This window comes from Chelativorans sp. M5D2P16, from assembly GCF_034427935.1.
Classification (GTDB): domain Bacteria; phylum Pseudomonadota; class Alphaproteobacteria; order Rhizobiales; family Rhizobiaceae; genus Chelativorans.
On record NZ_JAXQNM010000003.1, the window covers coordinates 118,108 to 131,073 of the forward strand.

13 protein-coding genes are annotated in these 12,966 nt (G+C 65.6%); 10 read left to right on the plus strand and 3 right to left on the minus strand.

Annotated elements, in window-relative coordinates; translation table 11 throughout:
* Positions 1-6 precede the first annotated feature (6 nt).
* A complete protein-coding gene (locus tag SIN08_RS01400; protein ID WP_322449694.1) occupies positions 7-294 on the minus strand; it encodes a UxaA family hydrolase in 288 nt (95 codons plus the stop codon).
* A gap of 129 nt (positions 295-423) precedes the next feature.
* Between SIN08_RS01400 and SIN08_RS01405 the strand changes: the two genes are divergently transcribed.
* The gene (locus tag SIN08_RS01405) at positions 424-1,158 is read left to right on the plus strand and encodes a GntR family transcriptional regulator (protein ID WP_322449695.1); all 735 of its coding nucleotides are present in this window, start codon (positions 424-426) and stop codon (positions 1,156-1,158) included.
* Positions 1,159-1,198: 40 nt separating this feature from the next.
* Here SIN08_RS01405 and SIN08_RS01410 read toward each other — a convergent pair whose 3' ends face one another.
* Together SIN08_RS01410 and SIN08_RS01415 are read right to left on the minus strand one after the other, a co-directional pair.
* Entirely contained in the window at positions 1,199-2,332 is a 1,134-nt protein-coding gene (locus SIN08_RS01410; protein WP_322449696.1) for a mandelate racemase/muconate lactonizing enzyme family protein, read from the minus strand.
* A gap of 12 nt (positions 2,333-2,344) precedes the next feature.
* The gene (locus tag SIN08_RS01415) at positions 2,345-3,334 is read right to left on the minus strand and encodes a LacI family DNA-binding transcriptional regulator (RefSeq protein ID WP_322449697.1); all 990 of its coding nucleotides are present in this window, start codon (positions 3,332-3,334) and stop codon (positions 2,345-2,347) included.
* A 278-nt stretch (positions 3,335-3,612) separates the two neighbouring features.
* Here SIN08_RS01415 and SIN08_RS01420 point away from each other — a divergent pair, with 278 nt between their 5' ends.
* From SIN08_RS01420 to SIN08_RS01460, 9 genes are read left to right on the plus strand one after another with little or no spacing between them, the layout of a single operon-like run.
* A complete protein-coding gene (locus SIN08_RS01420; RefSeq protein ID WP_322449698.1) occupies positions 3,613-4,917 on the plus strand; it encodes a sugar ABC transporter substrate-binding protein in 1,305 nt (434 codons plus the stop codon).
* Positions 4,918-4,976: 59 nt separating this feature from the next.
* A complete protein-coding gene (locus tag SIN08_RS01425) occupies positions 4,977-5,714 on the plus strand; it encodes an SDR family NAD(P)-dependent oxidoreductase (RefSeq protein WP_322449699.1) in 738 nt (245 codons plus the stop codon).
* Between the two features lie 14 nt (positions 5,715-5,728).
* A complete protein-coding gene (locus SIN08_RS01430; RefSeq protein WP_322449700.1) occupies positions 5,729-6,598 on the plus strand; it encodes a sugar ABC transporter permease in 870 nt (289 codons plus the stop codon).
* A 10-nt stretch (positions 6,599-6,608) separates the two neighbouring features.
* Entirely contained in the window at positions 6,609-7,436 is an 828-nt protein-coding gene (locus SIN08_RS01435) for a carbohydrate ABC transporter permease (protein ID WP_322449701.1), read from the plus strand.
* Positions 7,437-7,440: 4 nt separating this feature from the next.
* Complete coding sequence (locus SIN08_RS01440; RefSeq protein ID WP_322449702.1) at positions 7,441-8,442, plus strand: alcohol dehydrogenase catalytic domain-containing protein; 1,002 nt, start codon at positions 7,441-7,443, stop codon at positions 8,440-8,442.
* Entirely contained in the window at positions 8,442-9,521 is a 1,080-nt protein-coding gene (locus SIN08_RS01445; protein ID WP_322449704.1) for a sn-glycerol-3-phosphate ABC transporter ATP-binding protein UgpC, read from the plus strand. Before SIN08_RS01440 ends, SIN08_RS01445 begins: the two co-directional genes overlap by 1 nt.
* A gap of 15 nt (positions 9,522-9,536) precedes the next feature.
* Complete coding sequence (locus SIN08_RS01450; protein ID WP_322449705.1) at positions 9,537-10,997, plus strand: NAD-dependent succinate-semialdehyde dehydrogenase; 1,461 nt, start codon at positions 9,537-9,539, stop codon at positions 10,995-10,997.
* Positions 10,994-11,923 carry a PfkB family carbohydrate kinase gene (locus tag SIN08_RS01455; protein WP_322449706.1) on the plus strand — a complete coding sequence of 310 codons (930 nt, stop codon included), beginning with the start codon at positions 10,994-10,996 and terminating at the stop codon, positions 11,921-11,923. Before SIN08_RS01450 ends, SIN08_RS01455 begins: the two co-directional genes overlap by 4 nt.
* Entirely contained in the window at positions 11,920-12,957 is a 1,038-nt protein-coding gene (locus SIN08_RS01460) for a tagatose 1,6-diphosphate aldolase (protein WP_322449707.1), read from the plus strand. Before SIN08_RS01455 ends, SIN08_RS01460 begins: the two co-directional genes overlap by 4 nt.
* The last annotated feature ends 9 nt before the right edge of the window (positions 12,958-12,966 follow it).

Sequence of the window (12,966 nt, forward strand, 5' to 3'; positions counted from 1 at the left end):
CCCGGCTTACCAGCGCTTGGTCTTGAGATTGTGGACGTGCACGTGTCCGCCCTTTTCGACGTCGGCGACGAACTTGCCGATATCTTCGCCGTATTTGATCGCCGTGTCGCCCTCTTTCAGATCCTTCAGCGCCACCTTGTGGCCGATCGGCACGTCGGCCCTGGCCGTGAGCTTGAAGCTCGAATTGTCGGCGGTGACAACGCACAGCATGTCCGTGCCCCCCGTAAGGCCCTCCACGACGACGACGCCGACATTGTCCTTGTGATCATGCACGAGAAGGTGCGGACTTTGCATTTTCGCTCTCGCCTCTATCTTATATAAAAGGTCTTATATAAGATATAAGTCATAGGCCTATAGCCATGTCAATCACCGGACGATAAAAAGACCCGGAATGTTTTCGTCCCCAGCAGGATCGCGACGCCCATGACCGAGGTCACACAAGCCAGAGCTTTCGGGTTTAGGCCCCTTTATCTCCAGGTGAAGGAAAGCCTTGTCCGGCGCCTCATCGAGGGGAGCTGGCAGCCCGGCCAGATCATTCCCTCGGAGATGGAGCTGGCGCGCGAACTCGGCGTCAGCCAGGGCACGGTGCGCAAGGCGCTCGACGCCATGACGGGTGAAAACCTGCTCATCCGCCGCCAGGGGCGCGGCACCTATGTGGCCGAGCCGGAGGAAAGCCGCATCCTGTTCCAGTTCTTCCGCCTCGTCCCCGACAGCGGCGAGCGCTCCTTTCCCGACTCGCGCGTGCTGCGCTCGAAACAGGCCAGCGCGAGCAGGGAAGAGGCCGAGAGGCTCAAGATCCCGGCCGGCGCGGAGGTCTGGCGGATCGAACGCCTGCGCACACTCGAGGGGGCTCCGCTCCTCGTCGAAACGGTCACGCTGCCCGCCGCCCGTTTCCCGGGCTTCGAGGCACTGACGGAAATTCCCAACAACGTCTATCGCCTCTATTCGCAGCGCTGGGGCATCACCATCGCCGGCGCCGCCGAGAAGCTGAAAGCCGTCGGCGCAAGCGCGCGGGACGCGCGTGTGCTCGACTGCGCACCCGGTACGCCGCTGCTTCACATCTCGCGCACCGCCCTCGACCTGGCGCAGGAGCCGGTCGAATTGCGCGTCTCCCGCTGCCTGACCGAACGGGCGCATTATCTCGCCGATCTGAGATAGGGCGAAGCGAGCCGGGCGAGACGCGTGCCCGGCCGCGGCGCTACAAGGCGACCCGGTAGCGCGAAAGCGCATCCAGATCGGGCACCACGCCCAGGCCGGGGCCGGGCGGGACGTACATGTTTCCGGCCGCAATCCCGGGGAAACCGAGAATGAAACGCTCGCGCAGGGGATTCGGGTTCGAATCGACCTCAAGCATCCCGTCACCGCCGACCGCGGCCAGGAAATGCAGAGAGGCCATGAGGCCGATCCCACCGCCGAGCCAATGCGGGCAAAGGCCGATCCCGTGCTCCAGTGCCCGGTGGCCGATTGCCACACACCGGCTGAAGCCGCCCCACTTGCCGATATCGGGTTGCAGGACGGCGATGCCGGCCGACTCCATCATTTCCGTGAACGCCGCATCCCCGCGCAGATTCTCGCCCAGGGCGATGGGCACGGGCGAGGTGCGCGTCAGCCGCTGCCAGTCCGCCAGAGGGATGTCGGCGCGCAGCGGCTCTTCGAGCCAGGCCGGCCCATGCGGCGCAAGGGCGGCGCTCATCGCGGCCGCCTCGTCGAGGCTCCATGCCTGGTTGGCGTCGACCATGATCGGGGTCTCCGGCCCGAACGCCTCCCGCAACACACGCAGACTGCGCACATCGCGCTCCCGCCCGAAACCGACCTTGAGCTTGAACCGGCGATAGCCTTCCGCATGCTTTTCCTGCGCGAGAACTTCCGGCCGGTCTGCGTTGAGGCCGCTGGCGTAAGCCGGCACCGCCCCGACCTCTTCGTCGCGAAACATTCGGTAGAGTGGCTTGCGCGCCCGTCTGGCAACCAGATCCCACAGGGCGATGTCGAGACCGGCAATTGCCTGCGCTATGGGGCCGGGCTCGCCGCTCTGAATGGCGAGCACTTCCGTCGCGGCGGTGAGCAGGCGGAAGGCTTCGGAGGGGTGATCGAAGCGCCTGGACTTACACAAGGGTGCCAGCACCGACCGGATCAGCCGGGCACGATGTTCGGCGCCGACGGACGGAAAATTGCACCACACCTCGCCCCAGCCTTCCGCGCCGTCGGAGCCCCGCACCGCGATGAAAAGAGCCGGGCGGTCCCGCATCTCTCCGAAGGAGGTCACCACGGGTGTTTCGATCGGCACCCGAAAGACATGCGGCGTGATCTCGGCGATTTCTAAGGATAGGTCCATGGCCGAGGCGCCTCAGCTTCCGGCCGGCGGAGCGGTCGATTCGCGGACCACCAGCGAGAAGTCGATCTCGCGATGCATGATCCCCGACGCACCCACGAGATGCTCGACCAGATACTCGCCGGCCTTGACCCAGATCTCGTCGGTCGGCATGTGGATCGTCGTCAGGCTGGGCTGCAGATGCCGGCTCCATTCGAGATCGTCGAAGCCGACCACGGAAAGCTGCCGCGGCACGGCGATGCCGAGCTTCTGGGCCTCCAGCATCACGCCATAGGCGATGACGTCGTTGCCGCAGACCAATGCCGTCGGACGGTCGCCGTCCGCCAGGATGTAGCGTGCCGCCTGGCGCGCATCGTCGAGATTGTAGTTGACCTGGACCATCCAGCGCTCGGGCGGCGCGCTGCCGTGCTCCTCCAGAATCTGGAGAACGCCGGCAAGGCGCGCCTGCGCACGGTCGTTGTTCCTCTGCATCGCGGCGACGATGCCCACGTGTCTGTGCCCGAGTTCCATCAGGTGCTGCGTGATGCGCCGCCCCGCTGCCGCATTGTCCACCCCGACGCTGGGATAGGGCTTGTCCGGCTCGTAGACGCCGACATTCACGAAGGGAATCTTCTGCGACAGAAGGAGCCTGCGAAGCTCCTCGTGCCGCTTGTCCCCGCGCAGAATGAGCCCGTCGATGCCGCGGCTGACAAGGTTGCGCGCCTGCTTGAGCTCGATGTCGAGATCGTATTCGTTGGTGGAAAGAAGAAGCAGATAGTCCTGAGTGGCAAGATAGGATTGCAACGCCTGCAGGCCGCGCGCGAACATGGCATTGTCGATGGTCGGCACGATGGCGCCGATCGTGCGTGTCCGCCGGCTGGAGAGCGCGCGGGCGGAAGCATCCGGGATGTAACCGATTTCGTCGATAACCGTATTGATGCGCGCGCGAAGCCCGGTGCTCACCGACTCAGGGTTGTTGAGCGCCCGGGAAACGGTCGCGGTCGAGACACCCGCCCGCTTTGCCACTTCGCGGATTCCTACGGATTTCGCCTCTTTTAGAAGCGTGGTTGTCGGTTTTTCAGAAATCGGTTTCATGTTGATTCACGCACGGTATACATACGACCTTGTGCAACAACTTGACCGGAAATGCAATCATTCTGCGACTTCCAGCGCGGCACGTACGCATTTGCCCGCTCCGGATTGACATGGCTGGGCATGAGAGATATGTAACCGGTTACAGTGAAATCGCTCACTGTTCCGCGCTGCCCTTGCAGGTCGCGGATCCAGACCAGGGAGGATTCATCGTGCGATCACCACTGAAACCACTGCCGGCACTCGCCGCGGCGCTGCTGCTGTCCGCTGCCTGGGGCACCGCCGCCACGGCGCAGGACTTCAACTGGAAAGCGCATGAAGGCGAGACGATCACCTTTCTCGCCAACAACAACCCGTGGGCGACGGCCGTCCTGGAACACAAGGACGCGTTCGAGGCGCTGACGGGCATCACGTTGCGCGTCGACACCTATCAGGAGCAGCAGATGCGACAGCGCCTGCTGACCGTCATGAACGCGCGCAGCGACGAGGTCGACATCTTCATGACCCTGCCGTCCCGCGAAGGCATGCAGTTCGCCGCCGCCGGCTGGTACGAGGACCTTCTGCCCTACGCCCAGGAAAACACCGCGCCCGAGTACGATTTCGAGGGCTTCAGTCCCGCGCTCGTGGAAGCGGCCACCTTCGACGGCGCGCTGACGGGCGTTCCCCTGAACATCGAAGGGCCGCTGCTTTACTACCGCACCGACGTGTTCGAGGAGTGCGGCCTCAATCCCCCCGAAAATCTGTCGGGGCTCTCCGAGGTCGCGGCACAGATCGAGGAGTGCAAGCCCGACATGACCGCCTTCGCTTCGCGAGGTCTGGCGCCGGCGCTCCCCTACACCTTCAGCAATTTCCTGCACAACATGGGCGGAAGCTACATGGCGGACGGGAAGTCAAACCTGTGCTCCGAGGAGGGCAAGGCGGCGATCTCGCTCTACGCGTCCCTGTTGAAGGATTACGGCCCGCCCGGCGTGGTCAACTACTCCTTCTATCAGCTCACCTCGCTCTACCGCGAGGGCCGCTCGGCCATGTCGTTCCAGTCCTCGAACGAGTTCCCCGCCGTGATGGAGGGCGGTGCGCGTCTCGAAGACACGGCGATCGTGCCGCTGCCGCCCGGCGACGGCGGCTCGCATCCCACGACCATCGGCTGGGCGCTGGCCGTCTCGCAGTTCAGTTCCAATCCGGAAGCCGCGTGGTATTTCGTCCAATGGGCGAGCAGCCCCGAAATGCAGGCGAAACTGGCGCTCGAAGGCATCGCCCCGCCACGCAACGCCGTTGCTTCCGACCCCGACTACCAGGCCTGGCTCGAAGAGCAGCCGGTCCGCCAAGAATGGCAGGCGGCTCTCGAACATCTTGCCGACAAGGGCACCTCGGAGGTCGGCTATCCGATTGTCCAGAACCCGGAATCGCGTGAATATATCGGCCAGGCGGCCAATGCCGTCCTCCTCGGCACGAGCACGGTCGAAGAGGCTTGCGCTGCCGCCGACGAGGAGCTCAACGCGCTGATCGCGCGCGAGTAGCCGTAACCCCGTGCAACGGGCCGCCCCAACGCGGGCGGTCCCAACTCGGATCTGCCCGAATGCCCAGCAATCCATTCGCATTGACGCCGGGATTCCGCGCCGTCGTGATCGGCGGCGCCGGCGGTATCGGAACGGCCATCGTCCGGCTGTTTCTCGACCTCGGCGCGGAGGTAAGCGCGACCGGTGTGAGCGAGGACGAAACCACCCGTCTTGCGCTGGACGCGCACCCGCACCTGTCGTGTGAATGTCTCGACGTGACCGACGACGAAGCGGTCTGCCGTTATGCCAACCGCTTCGACACGATCGATGCGCTCGTCAATTGCGCCGGTATTCTGCGGCGGGACGAGGAGTATGATCGCGAGACCTTCCGCAAGGTGATCGAGGTCAATCTGACCGGCACCTTCAGCACGTGCCTCGCCTTCCGGGCCGCCCTTGCGGCCAGAAAGGGGGCCGTCATCAACATCGCTTCCATGAACGCCTTCACCGCTCTGCCGCGCATCCCCGCCTATTGCGCGAGCAAGGCCGGCGTCGTGATGCTCACCAAATCGCTTGCCCATGCCTGGGCCGCGGAAGGCATCCGCGTCAACGCGGTGGCCCCCGGCTACATCGAAACCGCGATCAACGCCGAAGGCCGCAAGGACAGGGTGCTTTACGAGCGGATCGCCGAGCGCACGGCCCTGAAGCGCTGGGGGCAGCCGGAGGATCTGGCGGGCACGGTCGCCTATCTCGCCATGCCAGCCTCTTCCTACGTCACCGGCAGCGTCTTCGCCGTCGATGGCGGTTATCTCGCAGGTTGAACCCGGAGCGCCTGATGGACACGTCGAACTCTCAGAAGGCTCAGCTCGCCGCGCTTTCCGCACCGTCGGTGATCTTCACCGTGGCGATGATCGCATTCCCGTTCTGCTACACGATCTGGATCAGCTTCCAGGCGGTCTCGGCCACCGGCATGATGCGCTTCGACGGCCCGGCGAACTATGTGCGCATGGTCAACGACGCGCAGTTCTGGAACGGCCTGTGGATCACGATCTATCTCTACGTCCTGTCCTTGACGCTGCAGCTCGTGTGCGGCACCGCGCTGGCGCTGCTTCTTTTCCGGGCGCGCAGGCTGCCGGGCATCATCCGTTCGCTCTTCATATCGCCCTTCATGCTGCCGCCGGTGGTGGCGGGCATGATGTGGCTGATCATCCTCGATCCCTCGCTGGGTGCGGCCAACTACATCCTCACCTCGCTCGGCCTGCCGCCGTCGAACTGGCTGGCCTCCCCTGCCCTGGTCATCCCCACGCTGGCGCTCGTCGACACCTGGCAGTGGACACCTTACGTCGCGCTGATCGTGCTCGGCGGGCTGCAATCGCTGCCGCCCAGCGTCTACGAGGCCGCCGAGATCGACGGCGCGTCCCGCACGAAGACGCTTTTCCGCATCACGCTGCCGCTTCTCCTGCCGACACTGGTGACGGCGATGGTGCTGCGCAGCGTCGATCTCCTGCGTTTCTTCGACCTCATCTACATCACCACACAAGGGGGCCCGGCCAATGCGTCGACGACGCTCAACATCTACGGCTTCAGGACCGGTTTCGAGTTCTTCCAGCTCGGCTATGCCGGGGCGCTGATGATCACGCTGTCGGTTATGGTGCTCGGCGTGGTGCTGGCGCTCAACCGGCTCCGCAACGCGGTCGCCTGGTAGGAGGACGGACATGAACACCACTGCTTCCACCGACCGTTGGCTGGGCTATCTCAATGCGGTGCTCCTGGTGCTGGCCGGCATCATCGTCGTCGCGCCCACGTTGTGGATGGTGATGTCGTCCTTCAAGTACTCGCACGAGGTGACGGCCTATCCGCCGACGCTGTTCTTCACGCCGACCTTTTCAAACTACGTCTCGCTTTCGGAGACGACGCCTTTCGTCCAGTACGGCATCAACAGCGTGATCGTCACCTCCGCTTCAACGGCGCTCGGCCTCCTGTTCGGCGCGCCGGCGGCCTTCGTGGTCTCGTGGACGCGGATCACCTGGCCGGCCATCGTGACGCTGGTGGCGCGCATGGCGCCGGGCACGCTGTTTCTCCTGCCGTGGTACGTGATGTTCCGCCAGGTCGACATGATCGGCAGCTATTGGGCGCTGATCCTCACCCACGCGGTCATCACCATGCCGATCGTCATCTGGGTGCTCATGCCCTTCTTCGACAACATCCCGCGCAGCATCTTCGAGGCAGCGCAGGTGGACGGCTGCTCGACATTCCGCGTCTTCTACCGCATCGCCCTGCCGCTCGTGAGCGCCGGCCTTTCCGTCTCGGCCATTCTCGCCTTCGTGTTTTCCTGGAACTACTTCCTCTTCGCGCTCGTGCTGTCCAACTCCGACACGAAGACGCTGATCGCCGCTTCCTTCAACTTCATCGGCGAGGGATCGACCAACTGGGGAGCGCTCATGGCCGCGGCCACGATGATCGCCCTGCCGCCCCTCGTCCTCGCCGTCATCGTCCAGCGCTGGCTCGTCTCGGGCCTGACGCTGGGCGCCGTCAAAGGGTGATGTCATGCCGAATGCACCGACCATGCGCATAGCCGATTTCCGCGGCGACGACCGGATCACGATAGAAGAAAGGCCCATGCCCGTTCCGGCAGAGGGCGAGGCGCTGGTGCGGATCTTGCGCACCGCACTCTGCGGCTCCGACTTCAAGCTGTGGCACAAGGGTGCCGAACACATTGCCGGCCACGAGATCTTCGGGCGAGTCGAGCACCCCGGCCACGCCATGGATGGCAAGCGCTGCGCCGTCTATATCCCGCTTCATTGCGGCGCGTGTGCGGCCTGCCGGGCCGGCGACACGCAGATGTGCCTCACGGTCTCTTCGCTCATCGGCTGGAACCGGGACGGCGGCTACTGCGAATATGTGGCCGTGCCCGACAACTGCCTGCTGCCGGTTCCCGACGACATCGAGGACGATCTGGGACCGCTGCTTCTCGACACGATCGGCACGTCTGCCCATGCCGTTAGGGAGGCGCGCCGGATCGTACCGGCCGAGAAGAACCCGGACGTGCTGGTGACCGGCGCCGGCCCCGTCGGCCTCGGCGTCATCCTGGCGCTGAAGGCGCTCGGCTTCGCCAATGTCTTTGTCTCCGACCCCAACGATGAGCGGCTGGCGATCGCCACCGGCTTCGGTGCCGTCGCGCATCCCGTGGGAAGCCGCGAAAAGTGCTTTGCCATGATTGTCGAGTGCTCGGGCGCGCATGCAGCGCGCAATCTCGCTATCGAGCTCGTCCTGCCCAAGGGCGTGATTGTGCTTGTGGGCGAGAACGCCGAACCCTGGACCATCACGGAAGACAAGGTGTTCCGGCGCAAGGATTTCATGATGCTCAGGACCTTCTATTTCCCCAAGCGGGAGTTCCCGGCGAACCTGGAACTCCTACGCGCCAACAAGAAGCGGTACGCCCGCCTGGTGGACGAGCGGTTCGGCCTCGACGCCCTGCCGGAGCGCTTCGCGCATTTCGCCCGCGGCCGCTCGATCAAGCCCGTTCTCGCTTTCGAGGAGTCCCGCTGATGGCTTCCATACGCATCCGGAACCTGGTCAAGCGCTTCGGCAACGTGACCGTCATTCCCGATCTGAGCCTCGACATTCCCGACCATGAATTCGTGGTCCTGGTCGGCCCGTCCGGCTGCGGAAAATCCACCCTCCTGCGCATCCTTGCCGGACTGGAGTCGGTGAACGAAGGCGACGTCCACATCGGCGATGAACGCGTCAACACCGTGCCTGCCGCCAAGCGCGATATCGCCATGGTGTTCCAGGACTATGCCCTCTATCCGCACATGACCGTGCGGCAGAACATGGCCTTCGCGCTCGAGATGCGCGGCATGGGCAAGGCCGAGATAGAGGAGCGCGTGCAAAAGGCGGCGACGCTTCTGCACATCGATGGCTTGCTCGACCGCCGGCCGAAGGCGCTTTCGGGCGGCCAGCGCCAGCGGGTGGCGATGGGACGCGCGATCGTGCGCGATCCCAAGGTCTTCCTCTTCGACGAGCCCCTGTCGAACCTGGATGCCAAGCTGCGCGCGCAGGTGCGCGCCGAGATCAAGGCGCTGTCGCAGCAGTTGCGCACCACGATGGTGTTCGTCACCCACGACCAGATCGAGGCGATGACCATGGCGGACCGCATCGTCGTAATGAAGTCCGGCGTGGTCCAGCAGGTGGGCAGCCCCGAGGAGGTCTACGAAAAGCCGGCCAACCTGTTCGTCGCCGGCTTCATCGGCTCGCCTTCGATGAACTTCATCCCGGCGCGTGTTTCCGACAGCGAAATCCGCCTTGAGGACGGAGGGGCTTTCCAGGCGGCACGCCTGTTCGACGAGCGCCCAGGCGGCATGAAGGATGGCGAAGCGCTGATGCTCGGCGTGCGCCCGGAGCACTTCCTGTTCAGGCCCGACGACCCGGCCGCCTTGAAGGCGCAGGTGAGCCTTGTCGAGCCGCTGGGCTCCGACACGCTGGTTCACTTCAAGGCCGGCGGCATCGACGCGATCGCCCGCGTCTCCCCCGATCTGCGGCCCAAGCCCGGCGACACGCTTCCGCTGATTCCCGCCCCCAACAAGACGCATCTGTTCGCGCCGGAGACCGGCGAAGCCATCCGCTGACACGAAGGACCATCGATGAGCGATCTCGGACTGACCGACAAGAGCCTCCTCACCAATGCGTGCCCGGTGGCGGGTGAGTGGATCCAGCCGGAGGGCGACACCGGCATCGCCGTGACGAACCCCGCCGACGGCACGCTGGTTACGACCGTGCCGAGCCTCGGCACGGAGGCGGTCCGCCGGGCCGTCGACGCGGCCCATGCGGTCCGTCGCGAATGGGCCGCGAGGACCGCGAAGGATCGTGCCGCGCTTCTGCGCCGCTGGTACGAACTGATCGTTCAGAACGCCGACGACCTGGCGCGGATCCTGACCGCCGAGCAGGGCAAGCCGCTCGCCGAGGCCAGGGGCGAAATCGTCGCCAACGCCGCCTATCTGGAATGGTTCGCCGAGGAGGCCAAGCGTGTCTACGGCGACATCGTCCCGTCGCCGGGGGCGGACCGGCGCGTGCTCGTCATCAAGCAGCCGGTCGGCGTCTGTGCGGCGATCACGCCCTGGAACTTTCCCAACGGCATGATCACCCGCAAGGCCGGGCCGGCGCTTGCGGCAGGCTGCCCGATCATCGTCAAACCGGCCTCCCAGACGCCGCTTTCGGCACTCGCGCTCGGCGTGCTTGCCGAAAGCGCCGGCATTCCCGCAGGCGTCTTCCAGGTCGTGACGGGCAAGGCGCGCGAGATCGGCACCGAATTCTGCAAGAACCGCAAGGTGGCCAAGATCAGCTTTACCGGCTCGACGGAGGTGGGCCGCTGGCTCATCCGCGAAAGCGCGGACGACATCAAGCGCCTGTCTCTGGAACTCGGCGGCAACGCCCCCTTCATCGTCTTCGAGGATGCGGACCTGGATGCCGCGGTCGCCGGCGCCATGATCGCGAAGTTCCGCAATTCCGGACAGACCTGCGTATGCGCGAACCGGATCTATGTGCACGAGAGCCTCGCCGACGCGTTCGCCGGCAAGCTCGCCGAGGCGGCGGCGCGGCTGAAGGTGGGCCGCGGCGATGCCGAAGGCGTGGAGCAGGGTCCGCTGATCGACGAGCCGGCGGCGCGCAAGATGGAGGAGCATGTCAGGGACGCGCTCGACAAGGGCGCGCAGCTTCTCCTCGGCGGCAAGCGACACGCGGAGGGCGGCACCTTCTTCGAGCCCACCGTGATCACCAACGTTTCCCAGGAGATGCTGGTGGCATGCGAAGAAACGTTCGCGCCGCTCGCCCCGATCATTCCCTTCAGCGACGAGGCCGACGTCGTCGAGAAGGCGAACGATACGGAATTCGGCCTGGCCGGCTACTTCTACACGCGCGATCTCGCCCGCATGTTCCGCGTGGCCGAAGCGCTCGAATGCGGCATTGTCGGCGTCAATTCCGGCCTCATCGCCAACGAGATGGCGCCGTTCGGAGGCTACAAGCAGTCGGGTCTCGGCCGAGAAGGCTCCAAATACGGGATCGAGGACTATCTCGAGATCAAATATATCTGCGTTGCCGGCCTATGACCCGCTTTCCGCCCCAATGGTGCGAAAGCACCCCCGACCTCGTCTGCCTCGGCCTGTCGGCGCTCGACTATATCTGGACGGTCGACCGCTTTGCCGGTCCGGCCGGCGGTAAGGTGCGTGCATCCGAATTCGCGACGATCGGCGGCGGCATGGCGGCGACGGCCGCCGTCACGGCGGCGCGGCTCGGCGCCCGTGTGCAGTTCTGGGGGCGCGCCGGCGACGATCATGAAGGCCGGCTCATGCGGGGCGATCTTGAGGCCGAGAACGTGGGCGTGGCGCATTTCCGGCTCTTTCCCGGTGCCCGCTCCTCCATTTCAGGCGTCATCGTCGATGCCGCGGGGGAGCGCCAGATCGTCAATTTCCGCGGCGCCGATCAACCGTCCGACGCGGGATGGCTGCCGATCTCGGAGATCGGCAAGGCAGGCGCGGTCCTGGCCGACCCGCGCTGGCCGGAAGGGGCGGCAGCAGCCTTTTCCGCCGCACGCGCGAAAGGCGTTCCCACGGTGCTCGATGCCGACGTGGCGGACCCGGAGGTCTTCGCCCTTCTCCTGCCGCTGACGGACCACGCCGTCTTCTCCAAACCGGCTCTCGAAGCCTTCGCCGGCAAGGGGCCCGAGCCGCTGGCCTCGATCGGCGCCTTCGGGTGCAAGGTCGCGGCGGTGACGGAAGGCGGCGAGGGCGTGCGGTGGCGCCAGGACGGCCTCGCCCATCACCAGCCGGCTTTCCCCGTGCGCTCCGTCGACACGACCGGGGCCGGCGATGTCTTCCACGGCGCCTATGCCTTTGCCGTCGCGGTCGGCGCGCCGGTCGCCGAGGCTTTCACCTTCGCCGCCGCCGCCGCGGCCCTGAAATGCACCAGGGCCGGCGGGCGCAGCGGAATCCCTACCCTGGACGAAACTCTGCACCTATGGAGAACATGCGCATGAGCACGATCGGAAAGAGCCGCGGCCTCACCCGGCTGGCCGACGAGGACGGATACTTCACGATGGTGGCGCTGGACCAGCGCCCGCCGCTGATCGCTGCCATCGCGAAGGCGAAGTCCATCGCGCCGGAAGCCGTGACGTTCGCCGACATGCTTTCGGTAAAGCGCCTGCTCGTGAAGGCGCTCGCCGAAGACGCGAGCTCCATGCTCCTCGACCCGAATTTCGCGATTCCGGCGGCGATCGACATTCTGCCGTCGAAGACCGGCTTCATCGTGACGCTCGAAGATCACCGGTTCGAGGAGACGCCGGCCGGCCGCAGGTCGCGGGCGATCGACAATTGGAGCGTCGAGAAGATTCGGCGGGTCGGCGGCGACGCCGTCAAGGTGCTCGCCTGGTATCGCCCGGATGCCGGCCGGGACGTCATCGCCCACCAGCAGGCTTTCGTGCGCACCGTCGGCGCGGAGTGCCGCCGCTACGACATCCCCTACGTACTCGAACTCCTGGTCTATCCCTTCCCCGACAACGCCGCACACACGACCGACTACGTGGAATCGCCCGACAAGAAGGCGGAGCTCGTCATCGAGAGCGTTCGCGAATTCGCCAAGCCTGACTATGGCGTCGATCTCTTCAAGCTGGAAACGCCCATGCCCGCCGCTTCGCTGCCGGCAATGGACGGAAGCGGCGCCGCGCAAGGCGCCGCTGCAGCATTCGCCGAGATCGGCGGTATCTGCCGGAAGGCGGGTATTCCCTGGGTGCTGCTCTCGGGCGGCGCCACGCCGGCACAGTTCGACCGCGTGCTCGGCTACTCCTACGCGGCGGGCGCGCAAGGGTTTCTGGCGGGCCGGACGATCTGGCTCGACGCGGTCCAGAACCATTTCCCCGACGAGGATGCCGTGCTGTCCGCGCTCGATCAGGATGGCCGAAAGCGGCTCAGGGATCTGACGGTTCTAACACGGGAGAAGGCGAAGCCGTGGAGTGGGAACTTCAGAACCGCGGACTTCGCCTTCGAGGGCGATTTCGCGGCGCGCTACGCCTGACACCGGCGG

Excerpts from the sequence above, each read along its gene's own strand:
- SIN08_RS01440 (WP_322449702.1), top strand. The coding sequence starts at position 7,441 with ATGCCGAATGCACCGACCATGCGCATAGCCGATTTCCGCGGCGACGAC.
- SIN08_RS01430 (WP_322449700.1), top strand. The coding sequence starts at position 5,729 with ATGGACACGTCGAACTCTCAGAAGGCTCAGCTCGCCGCGCTTTCCGCA.
- SIN08_RS01450 (WP_322449705.1), top strand. The coding sequence starts at position 9,537 with ATGAGCGATCTCGGACTGACCGACAAGAGCCTCCTCACCAATGCGTGC.
- SIN08_RS01435 (WP_322449701.1), top strand. The coding sequence starts at position 6,609 with ATGAACACCACTGCTTCCACCGACCGTTGGCTGGGCTATCTCAATGCG.
- SIN08_RS01425 (WP_322449699.1), top strand. The coding sequence starts at position 4,977 with ATGCCCAGCAATCCATTCGCATTGACGCCGGGATTCCGCGCCGTCGTG.
- SIN08_RS01405 (WP_322449695.1), top strand. The coding sequence starts at position 424 with ATGACCGAGGTCACACAAGCCAGAGCTTTCGGGTTTAGGCCCCTTTAT.
- SIN08_RS01460 (WP_322449707.1), top strand. The coding sequence starts at position 11,920 with ATGAGCACGATCGGAAAGAGCCGCGGCCTCACCCGGCTGGCCGACGAG.
- SIN08_RS01455 (WP_322449706.1), top strand. The coding sequence starts at position 10,994 with ATGACCCGCTTTCCGCCCCAATGGTGCGAAAGCACCCCCGACCTCGTC.
- SIN08_RS01410 (WP_322449696.1), bottom strand. The coding sequence starts at position 2,332 with ATGGACCTATCCTTAGAAATCGCCGAGATCACGCCGCATGTCTTTCGG.
- SIN08_RS01400 (WP_322449694.1), bottom strand. The coding sequence starts at position 294 with ATGCAAAGTCCGCACCTTCTCGTGCATGATCACAAGGACAATGTCGGC.
- SIN08_RS01445 (WP_322449704.1), top strand. The coding sequence starts at position 8,442 with ATGGCTTCCATACGCATCCGGAACCTGGTCAAGCGCTTCGGCAACGTG.